This window comes from Pseudomonas sp. zfem001 (assembly GCF_032621725.1).
In the GTDB taxonomy this organism is placed as follows: Bacteria; Pseudomonadota; Gammaproteobacteria; order Pseudomonadales; family Pseudomonadaceae; genus Aquipseudomonas; species Aquipseudomonas sediminis.
Genome location: NZ_JAVYJI010000007.1, coordinates 37,819 through 59,305, shown reverse-complemented (window position 1 = coordinate 59,305; position 21,487 = coordinate 37,819). Strand labels below are relative to the sequence as shown.

Annotated in this window: 16 protein-coding genes and 2 tRNA genes; 17 read left to right on the top strand and 1 reads right to left on the bottom strand. The window is 58.8% G+C overall.

What is annotated here, in order from left to right; all coding sequences use genetic code 11:
* Positions 1-13: 13 nt before the first annotated feature.
* Both RTH74_RS20715 and RTH74_RS20710 read left to right on the top strand, forming a co-directional pair.
* On the top strand, positions 14-421 hold the full coding sequence (locus RTH74_RS20715; protein ID WP_143507104.1) for a PA2779 family protein: 408 nt from the start codon (positions 14-16) through the stop codon (positions 419-421).
* Positions 406-1,359 (top strand): PA2778 family cysteine peptidase, encoded by a 954-nt coding sequence (locus tag RTH74_RS20710; RefSeq protein ID WP_420713173.1) that lies wholly within the window; start codon positions 406-408, stop codon positions 1,357-1,359. The genes RTH74_RS20715 and RTH74_RS20710 overlap by 16 nt, the downstream gene beginning before the upstream one ends.
* Positions 1,360-1,408: 49 nt before the next feature.
* Here the strand turns inward: RTH74_RS20710 and RTH74_RS20705 are convergent, their stop codons facing one another.
* The gene (locus RTH74_RS20705; RefSeq protein WP_316915906.1) at positions 1,409-2,692 is read right to left on the bottom strand and encodes an FAD-binding oxidoreductase; all 1,284 of its coding nucleotides are present in this window, start codon (positions 2,690-2,692) and stop codon (positions 1,409-1,411) included.
* A 183-nt stretch (positions 2,693-2,875) separates the two neighbouring features.
* On the opposite strand from RTH74_RS20705, the gene RTH74_RS20700 reads away from it, so the two are divergent.
* From RTH74_RS20700 to RTH74_RS20630, 15 genes are all read left to right on the top strand, one after another.
* Positions 2,876-2,952 (top strand) — tRNA-Val (locus tag RTH74_RS20700).
* Positions 2,953-3,216: 264 nt separating this feature from the next.
* Positions 3,217-5,139, top strand: a complete 1,923-nt coding sequence (gene thrS, locus RTH74_RS20695) for a threonine--tRNA ligase (protein ID WP_316915905.1) — start codon at positions 3,217-3,219, stop codon at positions 5,137-5,139.
* A complete protein-coding gene (gene infC, locus RTH74_RS20690; RefSeq protein WP_177345355.1) occupies positions 5,139-5,690 on the top strand; it encodes a translation initiation factor IF-3 in 552 nt (183 codons plus the stop codon). The genes thrS and infC overlap by 1 nt, the downstream gene beginning before the upstream one ends.
* A gap of 60 nt (positions 5,691-5,750) precedes the next feature.
* Entirely contained in the window at positions 5,751-5,945 is a 195-nt protein-coding gene (gene rpmI, locus RTH74_RS20685; protein WP_003461222.1) for a 50S ribosomal protein L35, read from the top strand.
* A gap of 30 nt (positions 5,946-5,975) precedes the next feature.
* Complete coding sequence (rplT, locus tag RTH74_RS20680; RefSeq protein ID WP_003461224.1) at positions 5,976-6,332, top strand: 50S ribosomal protein L20; 357 nt, start codon at positions 5,976-5,978, stop codon at positions 6,330-6,332.
* Positions 6,333-6,428: 96 nt separating this feature from the next.
* Entirely contained in the window at positions 6,429-7,445 is a 1,017-nt protein-coding gene (gene pheS, locus RTH74_RS20675) for a phenylalanine--tRNA ligase subunit alpha (protein WP_017676600.1), read from the top strand.
* Positions 7,446-7,489: 44 nt separating this feature from the next.
* Positions 7,490-9,868 (top strand): phenylalanine--tRNA ligase subunit beta, encoded by a 2,379-nt coding sequence (gene pheT / locus RTH74_RS20670; RefSeq protein ID WP_316915904.1) that lies wholly within the window; start codon positions 7,490-7,492, stop codon positions 9,866-9,868.
* A gap of 3 nt (positions 9,869-9,871) precedes the next feature.
* Positions 9,872-10,174, top strand: a complete 303-nt coding sequence (gene ihfA / locus RTH74_RS20665) for an integration host factor subunit alpha (protein ID WP_003243414.1) — start codon at positions 9,872-9,874, stop codon at positions 10,172-10,174.
* Positions 10,155-10,511 carry a MerR family transcriptional regulator gene (locus tag RTH74_RS20660; protein ID WP_013716019.1) on the top strand — a complete coding sequence of 119 codons (357 nt, stop codon included), beginning with the start codon at positions 10,155-10,157 and terminating at the stop codon, positions 10,509-10,511. The genes ihfA and RTH74_RS20660 overlap by 20 nt, the downstream gene beginning before the upstream one ends.
* Positions 10,512-10,586: 75 nt before the next feature.
* Positions 10,587-10,663, top strand: a tRNA-Pro gene (locus tag RTH74_RS20655).
* 522 nt (positions 10,664-11,185) lie between these two features.
* A complete protein-coding gene (locus RTH74_RS20650; RefSeq protein WP_316915903.1) occupies positions 11,186-13,933 on the top strand; it encodes a DUF499 domain-containing protein in 2,748 nt (915 codons plus the stop codon).
* Positions 13,933-14,934: a hypothetical protein gene (locus tag RTH74_RS20645; protein WP_316915902.1), complete on the top strand. Its 1,002-nt coding sequence runs from the start codon at positions 13,933-13,935 to the stop codon at positions 14,932-14,934. The genes RTH74_RS20650 and RTH74_RS20645 overlap by 1 nt, the downstream gene beginning before the upstream one ends.
* Positions 14,935-14,946: 12 nt before the next feature.
* Positions 14,947-18,198 (top strand): DUF1156 domain-containing protein, encoded by a 3,252-nt coding sequence (locus RTH74_RS20640; RefSeq protein ID WP_316915901.1) that lies wholly within the window; start codon positions 14,947-14,949, stop codon positions 18,196-18,198.
* Positions 18,199-18,201: 3 nt separating this feature from the next.
* Complete coding sequence (locus RTH74_RS20635) at positions 18,202-18,702, top strand: hypothetical protein (RefSeq protein ID WP_316915900.1); 501 nt, start codon at positions 18,202-18,204, stop codon at positions 18,700-18,702.
* 9 nt (positions 18,703-18,711) lie between these two features.
* Positions 18,712-21,486, top strand: coding sequence for an SNF2-related protein (locus RTH74_RS20630; RefSeq protein WP_316915899.1), 2,775 nt, complete (start codon positions 18,712-18,714; stop codon positions 21,484-21,486).
* The last annotated feature ends 1 nt before the right edge of the window (position 21,487 follow it).

Here is a 21,487-nt window from a genome sequence, read left to right as displayed (position 1 = left end):
GGAGATAACCACAATGACAACTTCCATGAACCCCGTTATGCGCCGTCTGGCAGCTATTACTGCGCTGTTTCACCTGCTGCTGGTGGTGCAGATTCCTGCTGCGAATGCGGCAATGGTTGGCACTCACGAGGTGATCGCCGAGCAGCAGCACAAGGTGGATCAGGAGCAGTTGATGGCCATGCTCGATGACGAGCAGGTGAAGGAGAAACTGGTATCGATGGGCGTCGACCGTGATCAGGTCGAATCGCGTATCGCCAGCCTGACCCCGGCCGAACTGGCGCAGTTCAACCAGCAGTTGGATCAGGCCCCCGCCGGTGCAGGTGTGGTCGGCATCATCGTGTTGTTTCTGGTGATCTTCATCATCACTGATATGCTGTGCGCCACCAACATCTTCAATTTCGTCAAATGCATAAATCGCTGATTCGCCTCTGCTGTATCGCATCGATCGTTCTACTCACAGCCTGCGCTCGCTCCCCGGTGTTATCACCGGTGGGCGAGCGTTTGCCTGAGCGGGTGGAACTCACCGACGTTCCCTTCTTCCCCCAGGACGCCTATCAGTGCGGCCCGGCTGCCTTGGCCACCATGCTCAACCAGCGTGGCGTGCTGACCACGCCAGGTGCGCTCAAGGACAAGGTCTACATCCCCAGCCGTGAAGGCAGCCTGCAGGTGGAGATGGTCGCCGCCGCACGCAATCACGAAATGCTGGTGTATCCGCTGCAGCCACGCCTGGAGGCGGTGCTCGCCGAGGTGGCCGCCGGCAACCCGGTGCTGGTGCTGCAGAACCTGGCATTCGACTGGTATCCGCAATGGCACTTCGCGGTGGTGGTGGGTTACGACCGCCGCGAGCGCACGCTGATTTTGCGCTCGGCCACTACGCGCAGGCTCGAAGACAGCTTCAACAGCTTCGACAGAACCTGGGCACGCGGTGGTCGCTGGGCGGTAGTGACCCTGCCACCGGAACGCTTGCCGGCACAGGCCGATATTCATGTCTGGATGAAGGCTGCCAACGACCTTGAGCAAACCGGCAATGCTCAGCCGGCTCGGCGCGCCTATCGCCGCGCCGCCGAGGCCTGGCCGGAGCAGTCATTGCCTTGGTTCGCCCTGAGTAACAGCCGCTACGCCGATGGTGATCGCAAGGGCGCCGAGCAGGCGTTGCGTGAGAGCCTCAAGCGCGAGCCGAGTTTTGCTGCGGGTTGGTTCAACCTGTCGCAAGTGTTGGGTGAGCAGGGCTGTGCTGCTGAGGCGCAGCAGGCCCAGGTCTGCGCACAGCGTCTGGCGCCGGAAGATGGGCGCTTCGCCGCACCGCCGAAAGCCAGTGGTTCTGGTGGGCAGTGTCAGGTCTTGCCTACCTGTCCGTGATGCAAAAGAAAACGGCGCCCGAGGGCGCCGTTTTCGTTGATGGGTAGGATTACACGCCGAGCTTGTCACGCAGCGTGTAGTACCAGGCGCCGAGGGCGCTGAAGGGTACCTGGAACATCCGCCCGCCAGGGAAGGGGTAGTGCGGCAGGCCGGCGAAGGCATCGAAGCGTTCGGCCTGCCCGCGCAGTGCTTCGGCCAGAACCTTGCCCGCCAGGTGCGTATAGGTCACGCCATGGCCGCTGCAGCCTTGCGAGTAGTAGATGTTGTCGCCGATGCGACCGACCTGCGGCAGGCGCGACAGCGTCAGCAGGAAGTTGCCGGTCCAGGCGAAGTCGATCTTCACGTCCTTCAGTTGCGGGAAGGTCTTGAGCATCTTCGGGCGGATGATCGCCTCGATATTGGCTGGATCGCGTGCGCCATACACCACGCCACCGCCGTAGATCAGACGCTTGTCGCCGGTGAGGCGGTAGTAGTCGAGCAGGTAGTTGCAGTCTTCCACGCAGTAGTCCTGCGGCAGCAGGCTGGCGGCGACTTCATCGGACAGTGGCTCGGTAGTGATCACCTGAGTGCCGCACGGCATCGATTTGGACGCCAGCTCCGGCACCAGATTGCCCAGGTAGGCGTTGCCGGCGACCACGACGAATTTGGCTTTGATACGGCCTTCCGGAGCGTGCACCACCGGGTTGGCGCCGCGCTCGATGCGCGTGGCCGGGGACTGTTCGTAGATCACCCCGCCCAGCGATTCCACTGCAGCGGCTTCACCCAAGGCCAGGTTCAGTGGGTGGATATGCCCACCGCTCATGTCCAGCATGCCGCCGACATAGTTCTCGGTAGCAACCACTTCGCGGATGCGCTTGGCGTCCATCAGCTCCAGCTGGGTATGGCCGTAGCGCTCCCACAGCTTCTTCTGCGATTCCAGGTGGCCCATCTGCTTGCTGGTCAGCGCGGCGAATACGCCGCCATCCTTCAGGTCGCACTGGATGTCGTACTTGGCGATGCGTTCACGAATGATGCGGCCGCCCTCGAACGCCATCTGCCCAAGCAGTTGCGCCTGCTTGGGGCCGACCGTACGTTCTATCACGTCGATGTCGCGGCTGTAGCTGTTGACGATCTGTCCGCCGTTGCGGCCGGAAGCGCCAAAGCCAACCTTGGCCGCCTCGACGATGCTCACCTTGAAACCGTTCTCCAGCAGAAACAGTGCAGTGGACAGGCCGGTGTAACCCGCGCCGATTATGCACACATCGGTTTCCACCTCGCCTTGCAGGGCAGGGCGTTGCGGGACGGGGTTGGCTGAAGCGGCGTAATAGGATTGTGGGTATGCCGTGTGCGCCATCTTGAACCTCTGTTCTTTATTTTTTACGAATGATCCGATGCTACCTGAGTTGAAAATAGCCGGCTAGTGTCCGTGCAAAATATTCAACGATCCGATTTCGATAAAAAATTGGCCTATTTCAGTGAGTTAGCGAAAAAATCTGTTGACGGCCAAAAAGATCTGCGTAGAATGCGCACCCATCGAAGGCACATAGCTCAGTTGGTTAGAGCACCACCTTGACATGGTGGGGGTCGTTGGTTCGAGTCCAATTGTGCCTACCAAATCGATAAAAAGGGGTCGCTAAGCGACCCCTTTTTTATTGCTCGAATTTTTCGAGCAGGCTTTGCGTGTTTGTTGCAGGTGGTTGCTTGTCAGAGCTCAGGCTTTCTGAAAGCATCCGCACTCTTTACTTCCAGTGACTTGGTTCGGTCTGGTTGGCCTTTGGGCTCCTGCCATTGTTAGGCGGGTATACCGCCGAATCGCTTCCTGGCTCATCCCAACCCACGTGACCTTTGGTAGGGGTCACCACTAGGAGAGGAGGCGCCATGCCCATCATTACTCTTCCCGACGGCAGTCAACGTTCGTTCGATCATCCGGTATCCGTGCTGGAGGTCGCTCAATCCATTGGTGCGGGTCTGGCCAAGGCCACCCTGGCTGGCAAGGTAAACGGCAAGCAGGTCGATGCCTGTGACGTGATCGATACCGACGCCACTCTGCAGATCATTACGCCGAAGGACGAAGAGGGGCTGGAGATCATTCGCCACTCCTGTGCTCACCTGGTTGGGCATGCAGTCAAGCAGCTGTATCCGAACGCCAAGATGGTGATCGGGCCAGTCATTGACGAAGGCTTCTATTACGACATCGCCATCGATCGTCCTTTCACGCCGGAAGACATGGCAGCCATCGAAAAGCGCATGGCCGAGTTGATCGAGAAGGACTACGACGTCATCAAGAAGATGACTCCGCGCGCCGAGGTCATCGAGCTGTTCAAGGCTCGTGGTGAGGAATACAAGCTGCGTCTGATCGACGACATGCCGGACGAAACGGCCATGGGGCTGTACTTCCATGAAGAGTACGTCGACATGTGCCGCGGCCCGCACGTGCCGAACACGCGCTTCCTCAGGGCGTTCAAGCTAACCCGTATTTCTGGTGCTTACTGGCGCGGTGACTCGAAGAACGAGCAACTGCAGCGTGTTTACGGCACTGCCTGGGCGGACAAGAAGCAGCTGGCTGCTTATATCCAGCGCATCGAAGAGGCTGAAAAACGCGATCACCGTCGCATCGGCAAGCAGCTGGATCTGTTCCACCTGCAGGAAGAAGCGCCGGGCATGGTGTTCTGGCACCCCAATGGCTGGACTGTCTACCAGGTGCTGGAGCAGTACATGCGCCAGGTGCAGCGTGAGAACGGCTATGTGGAGGTGCGCACGCCGCAGGTGGTCGATCGCATCCTGTGGGAGCGTTCCGGTCACTGGTCCAACTACGCCGAAAACATGTTCACCACGGCTTCGGAAAACCGCGACTACGCGGTGAAGCCGATGAACTGCCCGTGCCACGTGCAGATCTTCAACCAGGGCCTGAAGTCCTACCGCGACCTGCCGCTGCGCCTGGCCGAGTTCGGTGCTTGCCACCGCAACGAGCCGTCCGGCGCGCTGCACGGCATCATGCGTGTGCGTGGCTTCGTGCAGGACGATGCGCATATCTTCTGCACCGAAGATCAGGTGAAGAAGGAAGCGGCCGATTTCATCAAGCTGACCCTGCAGGTCTACTCGGACTTCGGTTTCACCGATATCGCCATGAAGCTCTCGACTCGCCCGGCCAAGCGCGTGGGCTCCGATGAACTGTGGGATCGCGCCGAGGGCGCGCTGGCCGAAGCGCTGAATGAGTCCGGCCTGGCCTGGGAATATCAGCCGGGTGAGGGCGCCTTCTACGGGCCGAAGATCGAGTTCACCCTACGTGACTGCCTGGGTCGTAACTGGCAGTGCGGTACGCTGCAGTACGATCCGAACCTGCCTGAGCGTCTGGATGCCAGCTACATCGCCGAAGACAACAACCGCAAACGCCCGGTCATGTTGCACCGCGCGATCCTCGGTTCGTTCGAGCGCTTCATCGGTATGCTGATCGAGCACTACGCCGGTTCCTTCCCGGCTTGGCTCGCGCCGACCCAGGCGGTGATCATGAATATCACCGACAAGCAGGCCGATTTTGCCCGTGAAGTCGAGAAAACTCTCAATCAAAGCGGTTTTCGTGCCAAGGTTGACTTGAGAAACGAAAAGATCGGCTTTAAAATCCGCGAGCATACCTTGCTCAAGGTTCCCTATCTCTTGGTTATTGGAGATCGGGAGGTCGAGACTCGATCCGTTGCTGTCCGTACCCGTGAAGGCGTCGATCTGGGCTCTCTGCCCATCGAGCAGTTCGCCGCACAGTTGCAGCAAGCGGTTTCCCGGCGTGGTCGCCAAGATTTGGAGTAATAACTATTAAGCGTGAAATGAGACAGGACAAGCGGGCCGCCCCTAAGGCGCCGATCAACGAAAACATCACCGCTCGTGAAGTGCGCCTGATTGGCGCTGACGGCGAGCAGGTCGGTATTGTTTCGATCGATGAGGCATTGCGCGTGGCTGAAGAAGCCAAGCTGGATCTGGTAGAGATCTCAGCTGATGCAGTGCCACCCGTTTGCCGCATCATGGACTACGGCAAGCACCTGTTCGAGAAGAAGAAGCAGGCTGCTATCGCCAAGAAGAATCAGCACCAGCAGCAGATCAAAGAAATCAAGTTTCGTCCAGGGACGGAAGAGGGGGATTACCAGGTAAAACTACGCAACCTGGTACGTTTCCTTGAAGATGGGGACAAGGCCAAGGTATCTCTGAGATTCCGCGGTCGTGAGATGGCTCACCAGGAGCTGGGTATGGAGCTGCTCAAGCGGGTCGAACAAGACCTGATCGAGCTTGGCACCGTAGAACAGCATCCTAAGCTGGAAGGACGCCAGCTGATGATGGTTATCGCACCCAAGAAGCGTAAATAATCTACCGGGCACTGGCAGGCCTGATGGTTATCAGTAGTTAATGAATGCGGAGTACAAAACATGCCAAAAATGAAAACCAAGAGCGGTGCTGCAAAGCGCTTCCTGAAGACTGCTACAGGCTTCAAGCACAAGCACGCTTTCAAGAGCCACATCCTGACCAAGATGTCCACGAAACGTAAGCGCCAGCTGCGTGGCAGTTCGCTGATCGGTCCGTCGGACAAAGCTAAAGTCGAGCGCATGCTGCGCGTTCGTTAATTCGGTCAAGATACTTAGAGGTAATTACTCATGGCTCGTGTTAAGCGTGGCGTTATCGCTCGTGCTCGTCACAAAAAGATTCTGAAACTGGCTAAAGGCTACTACGGCGCTCGTTCGCGCGTGTTCCGTGTTGCCAAGCAGGCTGTCATCAAGGCTGGTCAATATGCCTACCGTGACCGTCGTCAGAAAAAACGTCAGTTCCGCGCACTGTGGATCGCTCGTATCAACGCTGGTGCTCGCGTCAACGGTCTGTCCTACAGCCGTCTGATCGCTGGCCTGAAGAAAGCGTCGATCGAAATCGACCGTAAGGTTCTGGCTGATCTGGCAGTGAACGAAAAAGCGGCGTTTGCTGCGATTGTCGAGAAAGCTAAGGCCGTTCTGGCTTAAGTCCCCCGACAATCACCGGGTTCGCCCGGTGGCAACGTCAAAGATAGGGGAAGAGCCTTAACAGCTCTTCCCCTATTTCGTATCTGGAGTCTGTAAATGGAAAATCTGGATGCATTGGTCTCGCAAGCGCTTGAGGCCGTGCAACGAAGTGAAGATGTCAATGCCCTGGAACAGCTCCGGGTTCAGTACCTTGGCAAGAAAGGCGAACTGACCGCCCTGATGCAGACTCTGGGCAAGCTGTCGGCCGAAGAGCGCCCACAGGCCGGCGCCCTGATCAACACTGCCAAGAATCAAGTGCAAGACGCCCTGAATGCCCGCAAATCCGTGCTTGAGCAGGCCCTGCTCGCCGAGAAGCTGGCGTCCGAGCGGATTGACGTGACCCTGCCTGGCCGTGGCCAGGCATCCGGTGGTCTGCACCCGGTCACTCGCACGCTCGAGCGTGTCGAGCAGTTCTTCACCCATATCGGCTACAACGTGGCCGAGGGTCCGGAAGTCGAAGACGACTACCACAACTTCGAGGCGCTCAACATCCCTGGCCACCACCCGGCGCGGGCGATGCACGACACCTTCTATTTCAACGCGAACATGCTGCTGCGTACCCACACCTCGCCGGTGCAGGTACGCACCATGGAATCGCAGCAGCCGCCGATCCGTATCGTTTGCCCTGGTCGTGTGTATCGCTGCGACTCCGATATCACCCACTCGCCGATGTTCCATCAGGTCGAAGGCCTGCTGGTCGACGAGGACATCAGCTTCGCTGACCTCAAGGGCACCATCGAGGAATTCCTCCGCGTGTTCTTCGAAAAACCACTGGGTGTGCGTTTCCGTCCTTCCTTTTTCCCCTTCACCGAGCCGTCTGCCGAAGTCGACATGCAGTGCGTGATGTGCTCCGGCAAAGGTTGCCGCGTGTGCAAGCAGACCGGCTGGCTGGAAGTGATGGGTTGCGGCATGGTCCACCCGAACGTGCTGCGCATGAGCGGCATCGACCCGGAGAAATACTCCGGCTTCGCCTTCGGCATGGGTGTCGAGCGCCTGGCCATGCTGCGCTATGGCGTCAATGACTTGCGCCTGTTCTTCGATAACGACCTGCGGTTCCTGGCGCAATTTCGCTAGCAGCCGCCCCTCGTGATCGAATTCGTTTAAGGAGAACAGACAACATGAAATTCAGTGAACAATGGCTGCGCAGTTGGGTGAATCCCGACGTATCCCGCGAGGATCTGGTCGCACGCCTGTCCATGGTCGGCCTCGAAGTCGACGCGGTGCAACCGGTAGCCGGTGCTTTCAGTGGCATCGTGGTCGGTGAGATTCTCAGTGCCGAACAACACCCGGACGCTGACAAGCTGCGCGTATGCCAGGTGAGCAATGGTGCTGAGACCTTCCAGGTCGTTTGCGGCGCGCCCAATGCCCGCGCCGGCATCAAGATTCCGTTCGCCATGATCGGTGCCGAGCTGCCGGGCGACTTCAAGATCAAGAAGGCCAAACTGCGCGGCGTGGAATCCCAGGGCATGCTGTGCTCGGCTTCCGAACTCCAGATCAGCGAAGACAACAGCGGCCTGATGGAACTGGCGGCCGATGCGCCGGTAGGTAGCGACATTCGCTCCCACCTGCAACTGGACGACGCCAGCATCGAGATCGGCCTGACCCCTAACCGTGGTGACTGCCTGTCGCTCGCCGGCCTGGCTCGGGAAGTAGGCGCCATGTACAGCGCTTCCGTTTCGCCAGTCGCTATCGACGCCGTTGCGCCTGCGCATGACGAAGTGCGCCCTGTCGAGGTGCTCGCGCCCAAGGCTTGCCCGCGTTACCTCGGTCGCGTGGTGCGTAACGTTGACCTGTCTCGCCCGACCCCGCTGTGGATGGTCGAGCGCCTGCGTCGTTCCGATATTCGTAGTATCGATGCGGCGGTGGACATCACCAACTACGTGATGCTCGAGCTGGGCCAGCCGATGCACGCCTTCGACCTCGCCGAAATCAATGGCGGCATTCGCGTGCGCATGGCTGAAGAGGGCGAGAAGCTGGTGTTGCTCGACGGCCAGGAAGTCAGCTTGCGTGCCGATACGCTGGTCATCGCTGATCATGGCCGCGCGCTGGCCATCGCCGGCGTGATGGGCGGTGAGCACAGCGGTGTGAGCGACAATACCCGCGATCTGTTCCTGGAAAGCGCCTTCTTCGACAACATCGCTGTCGCTGGTAAGGCTCGTTCCTACGGCTTGCATACCGACGCCTCGCACCGCTTCGAACGTGGCGTGGACTCGCAGCTGGCACGTCAGGCAATGGAGCGTGCTACTGCGCTGCTGCTGGAAATCGTCGGCGGCGAAGCAGGCCCGATCATCGAAGCGAGTAGCGAGGCGGACCTGCCTAGCGTGGCGCCGATCACTCTGCGTGCCGAGCGTATCAGCCAGATGCTGGGCATGGATATGGACGGTGCCGAGGTCGAGCGTCTGCTCACTGCACTGGGGCTGGGCGTCAGCGCTCAGGGTGCCGGCCAATGGCTGGTCAGCGTGCCGAGTCATCGCTTCGACATCAGCCTGGAAGTGGACCTTATCGAAGAACTGGGTCGCCTGTATGGCTACAACCGTCTGCCTGTGCGTTACCCGCAAGCTCGCCTGGCGCCACAGACCAAAGCCGAAGCGCGTGCCGAACTGCCGGCACTGCGTCGTCTGCTGGTCGCCCGTGGTTATCAGGAAGCGATCACCTACAGCTTCATCGACCCGAAGCTCTTCGAGCTGTTCACTCCAGGCGTAGAGCCGCTGCAACTGGCCAATCCGATCTCTGCCGATATGGCCGCCATGCGTTCCTCGCTGTGGCCGGGTCTGGTCAAGGCACTACAGCACAACCTCAATCGCCAGCAGTCGCGCGTGCGTCTGTTCGAGAGCGGCCTGCGTTTTGTTGGTCAGCTGGAAGGTCTGCAGCAAGAGGCCATGCTCGCTGGCGTGATCACCGGCAGCCGCCTGCCCGAAGGTTGGGCCAACAACCGTGATAGCGTCGACTTCTATGATCTGAAGGCCGATGTCGAGGCGCTGCTGGGTTATGCCGGTGCAGCTGATGCTTTCAGCTTCGTGCCGGGCGAGCATCCTGCTCTGCATCCGGGCCAGACTGCTCGCATCGAACGGGAAGGGCGCCTAGTTGGTTTCATGGGGGCTCTGCATCCTGAGTTGGCCAAGACATTGGGCCTGGATCAGTCGGTGTTCCTCTTCGAGCTGGTGCTGGCTGAAGTGGCTGCTGGCCGCATGCCGGCATTCAGCGAGTTGTCGCGCTTCCCTGAAGTGCGTCGCGACCTGGCGCTGCTGGTCGATCGCGAGCAGCCGGCCGAGGCTGTGCTGGGCGCAATCCGTGAAACGGCGGGAGAATGGCTGACAGACCTCAAGCTATTTGACGTCTATCACGGTAAAGGCATTGATCCGCTTAGAAAAAGCCTTGCCGTCGGCTTGACCTGGCAACATCCATCGCGCACTCTTAATGACGATGAGGTGAGTACTACTACGCAAAATATCCTCACCTGCCTCGAACAAAGGTTCAACGCCACGTTAAGGAAGTAGCGTATGGGGGCTCTGACGAAAGCTGAGATGGCGGAACGTCTGTATGAAGAGCTCGGCCTGAACAAACGGGAAGCCAAGGAACTGGTGGAGCTGTTTTTTGAAGAGATCCGCCAGGCTCTTGAGCTGAACGAACAGGTCAAGCTGTCCGGGTTCGGCAACTTCGACTTGCGCGATAAGCGCCAGCGACCCGGCCGTAACCCGAAAACAGGGGAAGAGATTCCAATCACGGCTCGCCGTGTGGTCACTTTTCGTCCAGGGCAAAAATTGAAAGCCAGGGTCGAGGCCTATGCTGGAACCAAGTCATAACGACGAACTACCGGCAATTCCCGGCAAACGCTACTTCACTATTGGTGAGGTCAGTGAGCTCTGCGCGGTCAAGCCCCACGTTCTACGTTACTGGGAACAGGAATTCCCACAACTGAACCCGGTAAAGCGGCGGGGCAACCGTCGCTATTATCAGCGTCAGGATGTGCTGATGATTCGGCAGATTCGTGCGCTTCTGTACGATCAGGGTTTCACCATAGGCGGCGCACGTCAGCGCCTTTCTGGTGACGAAGCCAAAGACGACACCACTCAGTATCGTCAGCTGATCAAGCAGATGATCGCCGAGCTCGAGGACGTTTTGCACGTGCTGAAGAAGTAGGGCTAAGAAAAAGTTGCCTTATTTCAAAAGCTTAATGTATAGTTCCTCCCGCTTTCGGTCATCTGGAAGCATTGTCGGGGCGTAGCGCAGCCCGGTAGCGCACTTGCATGGGGTGCAAGGGGTCGAGTGTTCGAATCACTCCGTCCCGACCAAAAAACCCTAGAAAATCCAAGCACTTGCGGGGGCTTGGATTTTTTTATGCCTGTCTGTTTTTGGTGGTGTTCGAAAATTGATCAGGTTGGTTGCCAATTGGTTGCCAATTGAGATTGGCTTGCGCACACTCATGGCTGACTAGCAGCAGCTCGGCCGTGAAGGATCTTCGGGATGGATGAGCGCAACAACCTAGACCATGGCGCCCGACAGAGCATACCCCTCTGTCCGGTTAGCTTGCGTGCGCTTTCCGTGCCGCGCCCCTCTGGTGCCATCTCCAGTCGTACAGCTCCAAGGCTTCACCCGCAGCCCCGCGATGCATCCCCGATGCTCAGTCCGAGCAATTCTGCCCGGGTGCTGTGTGGCGGCCCCCTACGATTCGATCTGTGGTGGCCATCCCCGGCCTCCATCATCAGATCGCTGCTTCTTCTATATAAGCTGACTGACACTGACGAATGTATTGCTGGCCCCTGCCTGTGCTTTGGCGGGGCCTGCGTTGAGTATTGAATGGAGATCGAGTGCCGATGCTTGGGTTAACGTTGCGTGAGGAGTTCCGGGGCAAGCGCCTCAAAGGCACTGCCATCGAGCTTGCCAACGAGAGTAACACTGGTGCGACACAGGTTGCGGCTCAGGAATTCCTGAGCATCACCTACCCTACCCAGGATCTCCTCAAGGGTATCGAGGCTGTTGGGCCTGACCAGGGGCGCCCCGTTGTAGTGATTGGCGAGCGAGGGCTTGGTAAATCGCACTTGATGGCGGCCCTGTACCACGCGGTCAACGACCCCGTATCGACCGCTGCCTGGCTCAACTCATGGGCAACCACCCTGGCTTTGCCGGAGATTGCCAAGATTCGCCTGCGTGATGGCATGCTGGTGATCGGTGAAAGCCTGCACCGCCAACGCTACAAATTCCTCTGGGATGTGCTGCTGGAGCGTCACCCCCATGGCACATACATCCGCGGCAAATGGGAGGGCATGGGCCACGCGAAGACCGATGTTCCCTCCCATGACCTAATCCTGGAGTTGCTCCAGAAGCAGCCAACCATGCTGCTGCTGGACGAGTTCCAGACCTGGTTCGATGGGCTTAAGGACACCAAACAGGCCCCAGCGGTCGCTTGGGCCTTCAATTTCATCCAGATCCTTTCCGAGATCGCCAAGGAGCATCCGGAGCTCTTGGTTCTGGTGATCTCCGTGCGCAATGGCGGTACTGACGCCTATCAGCAGGTTCACCGCGTCAACCCGGTGACCATCGATTTCAAGGCAGGGGGCAGCCCCGAGCGTATCCAACAGGATCGCCGGCGTATGCTGCTACACCGCCTGTTCGACAACCGGCTGCAGGTGTCTGCCGCCAATATCGAAAATCTCTTGGCAAATCACGTCAGCGAATACTTCCGACTACTGGATGTTCCAGCCGCGGAACAGGAGCGAAAGCGCCGCGACTTCACTGAGGCCTGGCCCTACGCCCCGCACCTGCTGCAGCTCCTGGAGGACCAGGTGCTGATCGCCACGGATGCCCAGGAAACCCGTGACATGATCCGCATCCTGGCCAACCTGTTCAAAAGTCGGGGAGAGACCAGCCCGATCCTGACTGCCGCCGACTTCATTCTTGATGACGACAGCGCTGGCATCGGCGCGCTCTTGGATTCGGTGTCCAACCAGCAGCATCGCACCCTGCGCGAAAAGGCGCTGCGCAACATCACCTCGGTTACCGAGGCTGTGCCGGGGTACCGCTACGATGTGCCGCACCTGCGGGAGATTGTCAGTGCACTCTGGTTACGCTCGATTGCTGTCGGGAACCAGGCAGGGGCCGAACCAGCAACCCTGCAGGTCGATATCACCCGCGCATCGGCGGTTGATGACAACGCCTTCCAGGTCGAGCTCGCCACCATTGTCGAGAACAGCTTCAACATCCACCAGGATGGCAATCGACTGGTTTTTCGTGAAGAGGAAAACCCCCAAGCCAAGCTGATGGCCTGTGCTCGCAACGACAAGCTGTTTGCTGATGGTACAGATCTCGCTCAACTGGCCAAGGAGATCCGCTACGTCATCGGTGGCACCGAGGAGGTGGCGAAAAACTTCCGCGTGATTGCGTTGCCCAGCACTTGGCTTTCTGACCCTTGGTCCACCCTTGAGGAAAGCGAGCAGCCTGAGCGTTGGGATGATCGCCTGCCCATTCTGGTGCTGCCGGAGGAGCCTGATCGTCTTGATGAGCGTCTCGGTCGCTGGCTCAAGGATCACTTGCAAAAAAATCGCAATACGGTGCGCTTTCTGCTTCCCCGAGGAGGCTCGAAGAATGCGTTCCAGGACCGCGACCTGCTGATCCTGGCCCGCGCATCCATGAAAGCCCAGGAGTGGGGCAACCAGAGCCCTGAATACCGGAAGCTACAGACCAAGTATCAGAATGAGCTGCGTGACATTCTGAAGAAGCGCTTTGATCGCTTCGCTGTACTGATGCGCTGGAGCAACCAGGACCCCAGCCAATGTGCATTTGCTATAGAGACGCTGAAGAAACAGGGGGGGCAGATCCCCGAGGCTATCGAGGAAGCACTGGTCAATGACCTGTTCGTACCGGAAGACCTTGAAGAGCTGGTCATGGAAGTCGCTTCCAACAGCGAGCCTATCAGCAAGCTGCTGCGCGAACTGAAGGAGCCCCGCCCCGGTGGGCTGGACTGCATCCCATGGCTGGGAGAAACCGCCATGAAGGAGCGCATCATCCGCCTTTGCGCACGAGGCAAGATCGCCATCAATCTGAGGGGGATGGAATACCTGCAGGCACAGCCAGGTGAAGATGAAGAAAGCGCCTGGAGGCGCCTGCGCCCCAAGCTTTCCTTCACGGGGCGACAGCTGGACGAGGTATTCCTGCTACAGCCTTCTGCCGTACCTGCTACAAGCGGCACGGTCACTCCGATTGTCCCTCCGACACAGCCTGGCGGGCTCTTCGGTGACAGTAATGGCAATCCCGGCCAGGGAAGTGGCATGCCCCCATTCCCTATCTCGGAGCCGGGAGGTGGCACCCCACCTGCTCCTGGAGGGATTTTTGCCAATCCATCTGACAGCACCAACAGCAAATCGAAAACCGTACTGCAGAACCCTGCCACCTCGCCGCTGAATCTGATTGGCAAGCTGGAGGGCTGGGGTATTGGTCCTGCCACACCTGTCGAGTCCGTGACGCTCAAGCTCTCGGCAGCCACTGGCGCTCAATTGAAAGAGCTACTGAAGAAGCTCCCGGATGGCATGACCTTCGAGCTATCCCTTGAGAAGGAAGATAACTGATGGCACTGGATGCTGAACTGTTGCAGAAGATCACCAGCGGTACGTCCGCAGAGGCCTGGGAGCTTATTGTCGGCCGCGTCATGGAGATCACCAGCAAGCCGTTGGCCACGGGTAATGCAGCTGGCGAGGTGACCCGGCGTGACCGTGAAGTGGGTTGGCTGGATCATTTTCTTGCGACCAGCAGCTGGGATCTCTGGCATGCCTTTGCAGATCCTGAAGTGAGCGGCATTCAGCGTACCTCGGACCGGCTGACAAGTTGGTGGGAGCAGCCGTACAGCGCCAAGGCAGTGTTGATTCTGGATGGTCTGTCGCTGCGCGAGCTGCCTTGGCTTCTCCAGGGGGCTAAGGAGCGTGGTTTTACCCTGCATGAAGTCTCAGCTACAGCCTCGGAACTGCCGGGTGAAACCAACGAATTTGCCAAAGCCCTGGGCTTTGGCAGCCGTAGCCAACTACAGAACAATGGCGGTGGATTGACTCACAGGGTGGCTCCCTGCCAGACCGAGAGCATCGACTTGCCCTGGCAGGACTGCGCCGGTCTGGTTAACAGCGCCCCGAACTGGGTGTTCTGGCACCACTGGCCTGACAGCAAGGTGCATGATGGCTCCGGCGCTGGCCAGGGGCTAGAGGTGCTGACTCGCGATGCCGCTGAGCAGCTCACTAGCGATGACTTCTGGGCCTTGGTGGAAAAACTGGCGAATGGCCGCCGACTGGTTATCACCTCTGACCATGGCTATGCCGCTACAGGCTATTTCTCCGATGCCGAGGGGGATGTAGCTGCCTACCTCAAGAAAACCTTTGCCGGCGGCCGTAGCACTGCAGGCACTGCCGAGGCTGGCCATTTCTCTCCCCCGGTTTCTCTCCAGATCGAAAACCAGCATGGACCACACCTGATGGCGCTTGGCCGTTTGAAGTGGAAGAACCAGGGTGGATACCCGACGCTGACTCACGGTGGCTTGTCGCTGCTGGAAGTTTTGTCGCCGTTCGTCGAGCTCACCAAGTAAGGATTGCGCCAAATGGCAACCAAAAAAGAACTCCTGGCCCTCGAAGTCGCCAAGGCTGTCAGTGCCGGCAAGGCCGTTGCGCTGGAAACCGTGGATTTCAACGACCCGAATCGCCCCAAGACCTGCCTGGAGGTCGATTTCCCGATCCTACCGGTCAACCAGGTAGCGATCATCGAGGGGAATGCGGGCAAGCCTATTTACCAGATGTCGAAATGGTGGGCACGTCGGCGCTCCAGCGTTTTCCGCTCCATGCTGATTGCCGCGGCCACCAAGGCTCCTGAGGACAAGTCGCACGCGGCCAAGCTGGTATGGGACAACTACTACGCCAACCACCAGAAGAAGGGTGCTTTCAAGGATCTGAAGGTGGCGGACATCTTCATGGGGGGTGGCACCACGCTGGTGGAGGGCTCACGCCTTGGCATGCAGATGATCGGCAATGACCTGAATCCGGTTGCCTGGTTCGTAGTAAAGCAGGAGCTTGCCAACGTCGATCTGGACCAGGTCAGGCACCTGCTTGCCGACATCGAGGCCGAAGTCAAGCCGCAGATCATGCCGTACTACTACTGTGATGGCCCGAATGGTGAGAAAGGCACCTGGACGCATCTGCCGACCCAGAAGGTGATGCCCGCCGGCTTCGACCCGCTGAGCATTCCGCGTGAGGAGCGCAAGGACTATCGCTACGAAGGCCCGGAGATCATCTACACCTTCTGGGCCAAGCACGGCCCTTGCCAGGTGACCGGCTGCGGCCATCGAACACCGATCATGACCAGTCCGGTGATGGCGGTGAAAACTCTGTCCGTCAAGCACTGGGAGCATGCCTGCAGCAACTGTGGCGGTGAATTCCATATTGAGGAACACTCTGCGCGGATGGCACCCGACGTGCCGTTGTATGTGGCACCGTCGGAGCATCCGTTCGCCATCCTTGATGTCGAGAAGGGTGTGAGCTGTCCGCATTGTGGCAGCAGTATCAAGGCCCAACTACGCATCAAGGATGGTCTGGCGCTGGAAGGCACTCGTGGGCAAATCAAGCTTGGCAAGGGCAAAAATAAGAAGGTCGAGCTGAGTCTGCTGGTGCATCCGCAATGGCTAGCAGGCTCGCCAAAGCTGGATGTGAACGGCCAGCCCTTCGGTGGTTCGGCGCAGGATGACGTGGGTGCGACCACGCGCTGGGATAATGAGCGAGCATCCAAAATTCGTCTGCTAGAGGTGCGAGGTGCACTGCCGGACCAAGTGACTTGCCCAGAAACGAAGATCACCTTTGCGCCGGAAAACGGCACAGTGCCGAAGCGCTCCAACTTTGCCTGCGCGGCCTGCGGCACAGTGCAAGACGTCATGAGCTCTATCAAGGCCACCAAGAAAAGCGGCCAAATGGCAGCATATGCCGTTCAAGGCTACGCGCCCAAGCGGGATGAAGCAGGCAAACCCTACAGCGGGCGCTTCTTCGCACCTTATGAAATAGCACATGCCCATCAACATGACGCTGCGTTCGCGGAATGGGAAGCGCGCAAGGATGCTGACCTGAAGGACTACTGGCCGCGCTCTGAAGTGCCCTATGGGTTCATGACAGCTATTGCCAACAGTGATATCCGTGAAAACTACGGCTTCACGCACTGGTGGACGATGTTCAACCCGCGCCAACTGCTGGTGCACGCTCAACTGCTCAAAGCCATTGTCGAAGTCGGGGACTACGACTGGCGGGTGCGGGAGTTTGTGCTGGGGGCCTTCCAGCAATATTTACGCAATCAAAATCTTTTTTGTTTTTGGGATAGCGGTTACGACAAGCTCGTGCCGCACATGAGCAACAACAACTATCACCCGAAGAACAATGTCGTTGAAAACAGTGTTTTTCCAGCGTTGGGTCGTGGCAATTGGGCGTCGTGTATCGAAGGGATCAATGAGGGCCGAGAATGGGCGGCTGAACCGTGGGATTCGGTGAGCATCGAAGCGCTGAAGCGCCGCGACTCTGCGCTTGCTGGTCAGCTAAGTGGGAAGAGCGAAAAAGTGTTCCCCGGCGACCCGGTACTAGATGTGGTCGTGCATCAGGGCTCGTCCACCGATCTGACTCAGCTAGAAAGTGCCAGCCTTGATCTGGTCATCACCGATCCGCCTTTCGGCGGCCTGTTGCACTACTCGGAGCTGGCCGACTTTTTCTACGTCTGGCTCCGCCTGGTGCTTAAGGGCAAGTACCCAGAGATTTTCAGTGCAGAGTACACACCCAAGTCGCTGGAGGCCGTGGCCAACAAAGCACGGGAGCCAGAAGACCCGGATGGCTTCTACCAGCGCTTGCTCACGCAATGCTGGCGCGAGGCGCATCGCCTCCTGAAGCCCAGCGGCATCCTGGCCTTCACCTTCCATCACAGCGAGGATGAGCCGTGGGTGGCAGTGCTGGAGTCGCTATTCGATGCGGGCTTCTACCTCGAGGCTACCTACCCGATTCGCTCCGACGAGACCAAAGGCGAAGGAGAATTCGGCTCGAAGACCATCGAGTACGACATCATCCACGTTTGCCGCAAGCGCACTGAAGAGCCCAAGCCGGTGAGCTGGGGCCGGATGCGCCGTGAGGTCTTGACTGAGGTTCGCCAACTGCAAGGCATGCTGGAGAACCACTCCAAACAGGGCTTGCCATCGGCTGACCTGCAGGTGATTCGCCGTGGCAAGGCCCTGGAGTACTTCTCTCGCCACTACGGCAAGGTCTATGTCGATGAAGGACGGGTGATCAACGTGCGGGATGCCCTGGTGGGTATCAATCAGCTGATCGATGAGGACGCCAACCGTACCCAGGAGCCGCCGCCGGTCAATGCGGAACCCGTCACTCGTCAATTCCTGCGTATCTACGACGGTCAGACCGAGGTCGCCCGCGACCAGATGCAAAAGCACCTGCGTGGCTCCGGCATGGCCCCTGACGAGTTTGTAGAGCGCGGCTGGTGTGAGGAAAAGAAAAAGGTTTTCTACATGGTGGAGCCGCTGGCGTTCGCGCAAAGCTGGCAGGGAAAGCATCGCCGCAAGCTGACTTCGGACCTTGACCAGGCGCTGGTTCTGATGGGGGCATGCTTCGACAACAGCGGGATCAATGCCGCCGATACCTTGAAGAATGAAAACTTCAAACCCCACGCCGCGCTCAAGGGACTGCTGGATTGGTTGTCCAAGCGTGCGGCGACCGAACCGATGCGCCATGCCGCGTCGCGGGCGCTTACCATCTACAACGGCTGGGCATCCAGTCACAAGGAAGCCGTGCAGCAAATGGCGCTTTTCCAGGAGGATTAAGGCATGAAGCAGTTGCTCGACAGCGTTTGGATGCGCAGGGGAACCAGCTGGATTTGGGATGCGGAAGCATTGGCGCAGGTTTGTACTGCCAGTGAGGTCTGGAGCCTGAGGCAATTCATGCAGGCTGCCAGAAATTGGCCGGATGACCTGCCGAGCAACGACAACAATACCCTTGTGGTAGCCGGACTGGAGGGCAGCCTGGATGTACTCCCTCCTGACGAGGCCGAGGACTGGCTGGCAGCAGAAGTCAAGGGAGCCTTGCTTTCCTTCCAGAGCTATTACGAGGGGCAGGCAGCACTGGTGTTCTGGATGCCCTCCGGCGCTGGTCGGCTCACGACAAACCCGGCCACCGATGCGGTGGCCTGGCGTTGTGCGCATCCTCACTCTCAGGCCAGCCTGGATTTTGGCCGCGTACTCTGGGGAGAAGCCACCGATTACCCGCAGGAGATCCTCTTGCGTCAGGGGGCCAAAGCATCCGGCCTCTTCCATCTGCGGATTACCTGAGTCGTGACGATGAGCGCTGAGCTTCATTTCTCTCCCGGTGAGCAGATCACGCATTCCGAGTTTGGGCAGGGGGTTGTTACCGAGCCGCCTCGGGATGGATACCTGGGGGCGCTGTTTGTCGGCGTTGGTTTACGACGTGTCCCTGTTCACCTGGTCAGGCGTGAGCTGTCGCGCACCCAGCGCATTCTGCAGGCGGTTGCAGGTGGCAGCGAGCGTGCTCGCAAGGCCTGGCTGGCCTATGAGGCACACGCATTGCCAGCGATGGAGAGTGCTTCTGCACTGACCTCGGCCCGCATCGATCTTCTGCCCCACCAGGTAGTGCTGACCCACCGTATTGCCACCGCCTCGCCCAGGCGCTATCTGATTGCTGATGAGGTGGGGCTAGGCAAGACCATCGAAACGGCGCTGATCCTGCGCGAGCTGGCTAGCCGCGGGGAGCTGAACCGTGCCTTGATGGTGGTTCCTGCGGGCCTGGTGAACAATTGGCATCGCGAGCTGAACGACGTGTTCAATCTCGACTTCGAGGTATTCGGCTCGGAGGGCGACATCACCGACCGCAAGACCAATGCCTTCGCCAAGCACGACCGCTTGATCGCCAGCATCGATACCCTCAAGCGACCTGCACGCATCAAGCGGCTGTTGGAAGCCCCACGCTGGGATCTGGTGGTGTTCGACGAAGCGCACCACCTGACAGCTCATCGCAGTAGCGGAAACAAGGTCAAGAAAACCGAAAACTACAAGCTGGCCGAGGCACTGAAGAACCATGCTCGTGACTTGCTGCTGCTTTCTGCCACCCCTCACCAGGGCAATCACTTCCAATTCTGGATGCTGGTGCAGTTGCTCAACCCGACCCTGTTCAAAGGGCCGGAGGAGATGGTTGATCACCGATATCGGCTGAATACGGTGATGTTCCGCCGCACCAAGGCGGATGCCTGTCAACCGGATGGCACACCGCTGTTTGCTCGTCGCTGGGTGCATACAGAGTCGTTCGTGATGAACGAGGCAGAAAAGCGCTTCTATGAGCGCTTGCGTGAGTATCTGGAGGAAGGCTTTGACCTGGCCAATCGTCAGGGTAACCAGGGCCGGGCCTTGGGGTTCCTGATGGCCATCTTCCAGAAAATCGCGGCCTCAAGCTTTGCGGCTGTACGGCGTACCCTCAAGCGCCGCCTGTTGATGTTGACCCTGCATGAAGCGCTGCTGCGTGACAAGGATCTGGACATCGAGGGGCGTGAGCGGCTTTACGACGAAGCGCGTGAAATGATCCATGAGCAGTTCAATCTGTCACGCGACATCATCGGCCGCAGCGAGGTCGATCGTGTGATGGCAGATCTGCGCCATCGCCTGATCAAGAAGCTGGATGATGATGTCCTGGAAATGGCTTCCGATCCCTACGATAGCGAATATTCATCGACGCATTCGGAAGAGGCAGCTTCTGCCGTCGTTGAGCTTCACCTACCAGAGGAGCGCCTGCGAATTGGTGACCTGCTGGCCTCCTTCCCCCAGCAGCGGGAGACCAAGGCGCAAAAGCTGCTCGATGGCTTGGGTTACCTCTGGCGACAGAATCCTGAAGAAAAGGTAGTGATTTTCGCGACCTACCTGGGAACGGTAGAAATGATCTCCCAAGAAATCGAGGCGACCTACCCAGGCCAGGGTGTTGTCGTGCTTAGGGGCGGTGATCATGGGGCAAAAGTGGCTGCGGAGCGCCGCTTCCGTCAGAAGGATGGTCCGCGAGTGCTGGTGTGTACTGCAGCAGGACGCGAAGGGATCAACCTGCAATTCGCTCGTATCCTGTTCAATTTCGACCTGCCCTGGAACCCGATGGACGTAGAGCAACGTATCGGCCGCATCCACCGCTATGGGCAGAACCATACGGCACAGGTCTATAACCTGGTGCTCTCGGATACCATCGAGGGGCGGATTTTCCTGCTTCTGGATGAGAAACTCACCGAAATCGCTCGAACTGTCGGCAAGGTCGATGATCAAGGCAACGTAGCCGAAGATTTGCGCGCCCAGATCCTTGGTCAGCTCTCCGAACGGCTCAACTACGACCGTCTGTACCAGGAAGCGCTTTCCGACCCAACCCTGCGTCGTACTCAGGTGGAGCTCGAAGCGGCGCTCTCCAATTCCAGCGAGGCTCGCAAGGTTGTCTTCGATCTCTTTCAGGATCTGGAGGGCTTCAGCCTCGATGATTACCAGCCTTTCTCCGACGTGTCCTCCAGCATGGATCGTTTGGTGCGCTTCATGTCGTCGGCCCTGGCAGACCGCCAGCAGCGCTTGGTGAAGGTTGATGAAAATACCTGCGATCTCGTTGCCCAAGATGGCTCGCGCAAACTCCGTTTTACGCTGGATCGCGATATTGCCACCAGCAGTGACGATGTCGACTTGATGGGCCTTGACCACCCATTGGTACAGCAGGAGCTGGGACGTTGGCGCAGCCTGCCTCCGGAAGAGATCGGCATTGCCGTACAGGGAGACCAGGGTGAGCCTGTGCTGATGTCACTCTGGATGGTTGAAACCTCAACCAGCGCTGGTGAGCGTCGCGTGGTCTTGCAGCCAATAGCCGTGAAGGCAGATGGAACACGAGTCCCGACGGTCGAACGACAATGTGAGAAATACCTGCTGGCCGCACCGGCCGCCCCCTGCTTCTCTCCCGAGCAGCGGCAGGAGCTGTTTTCACAGCTGGTAGAGCCTACTTTACAGCGCGAACTGAGACATAAAGGGGCGGCCAATGGCGATGGGAGCTATTCGGCTGAGCTGATCGGATATATCGAGATGGCTGGGTAGC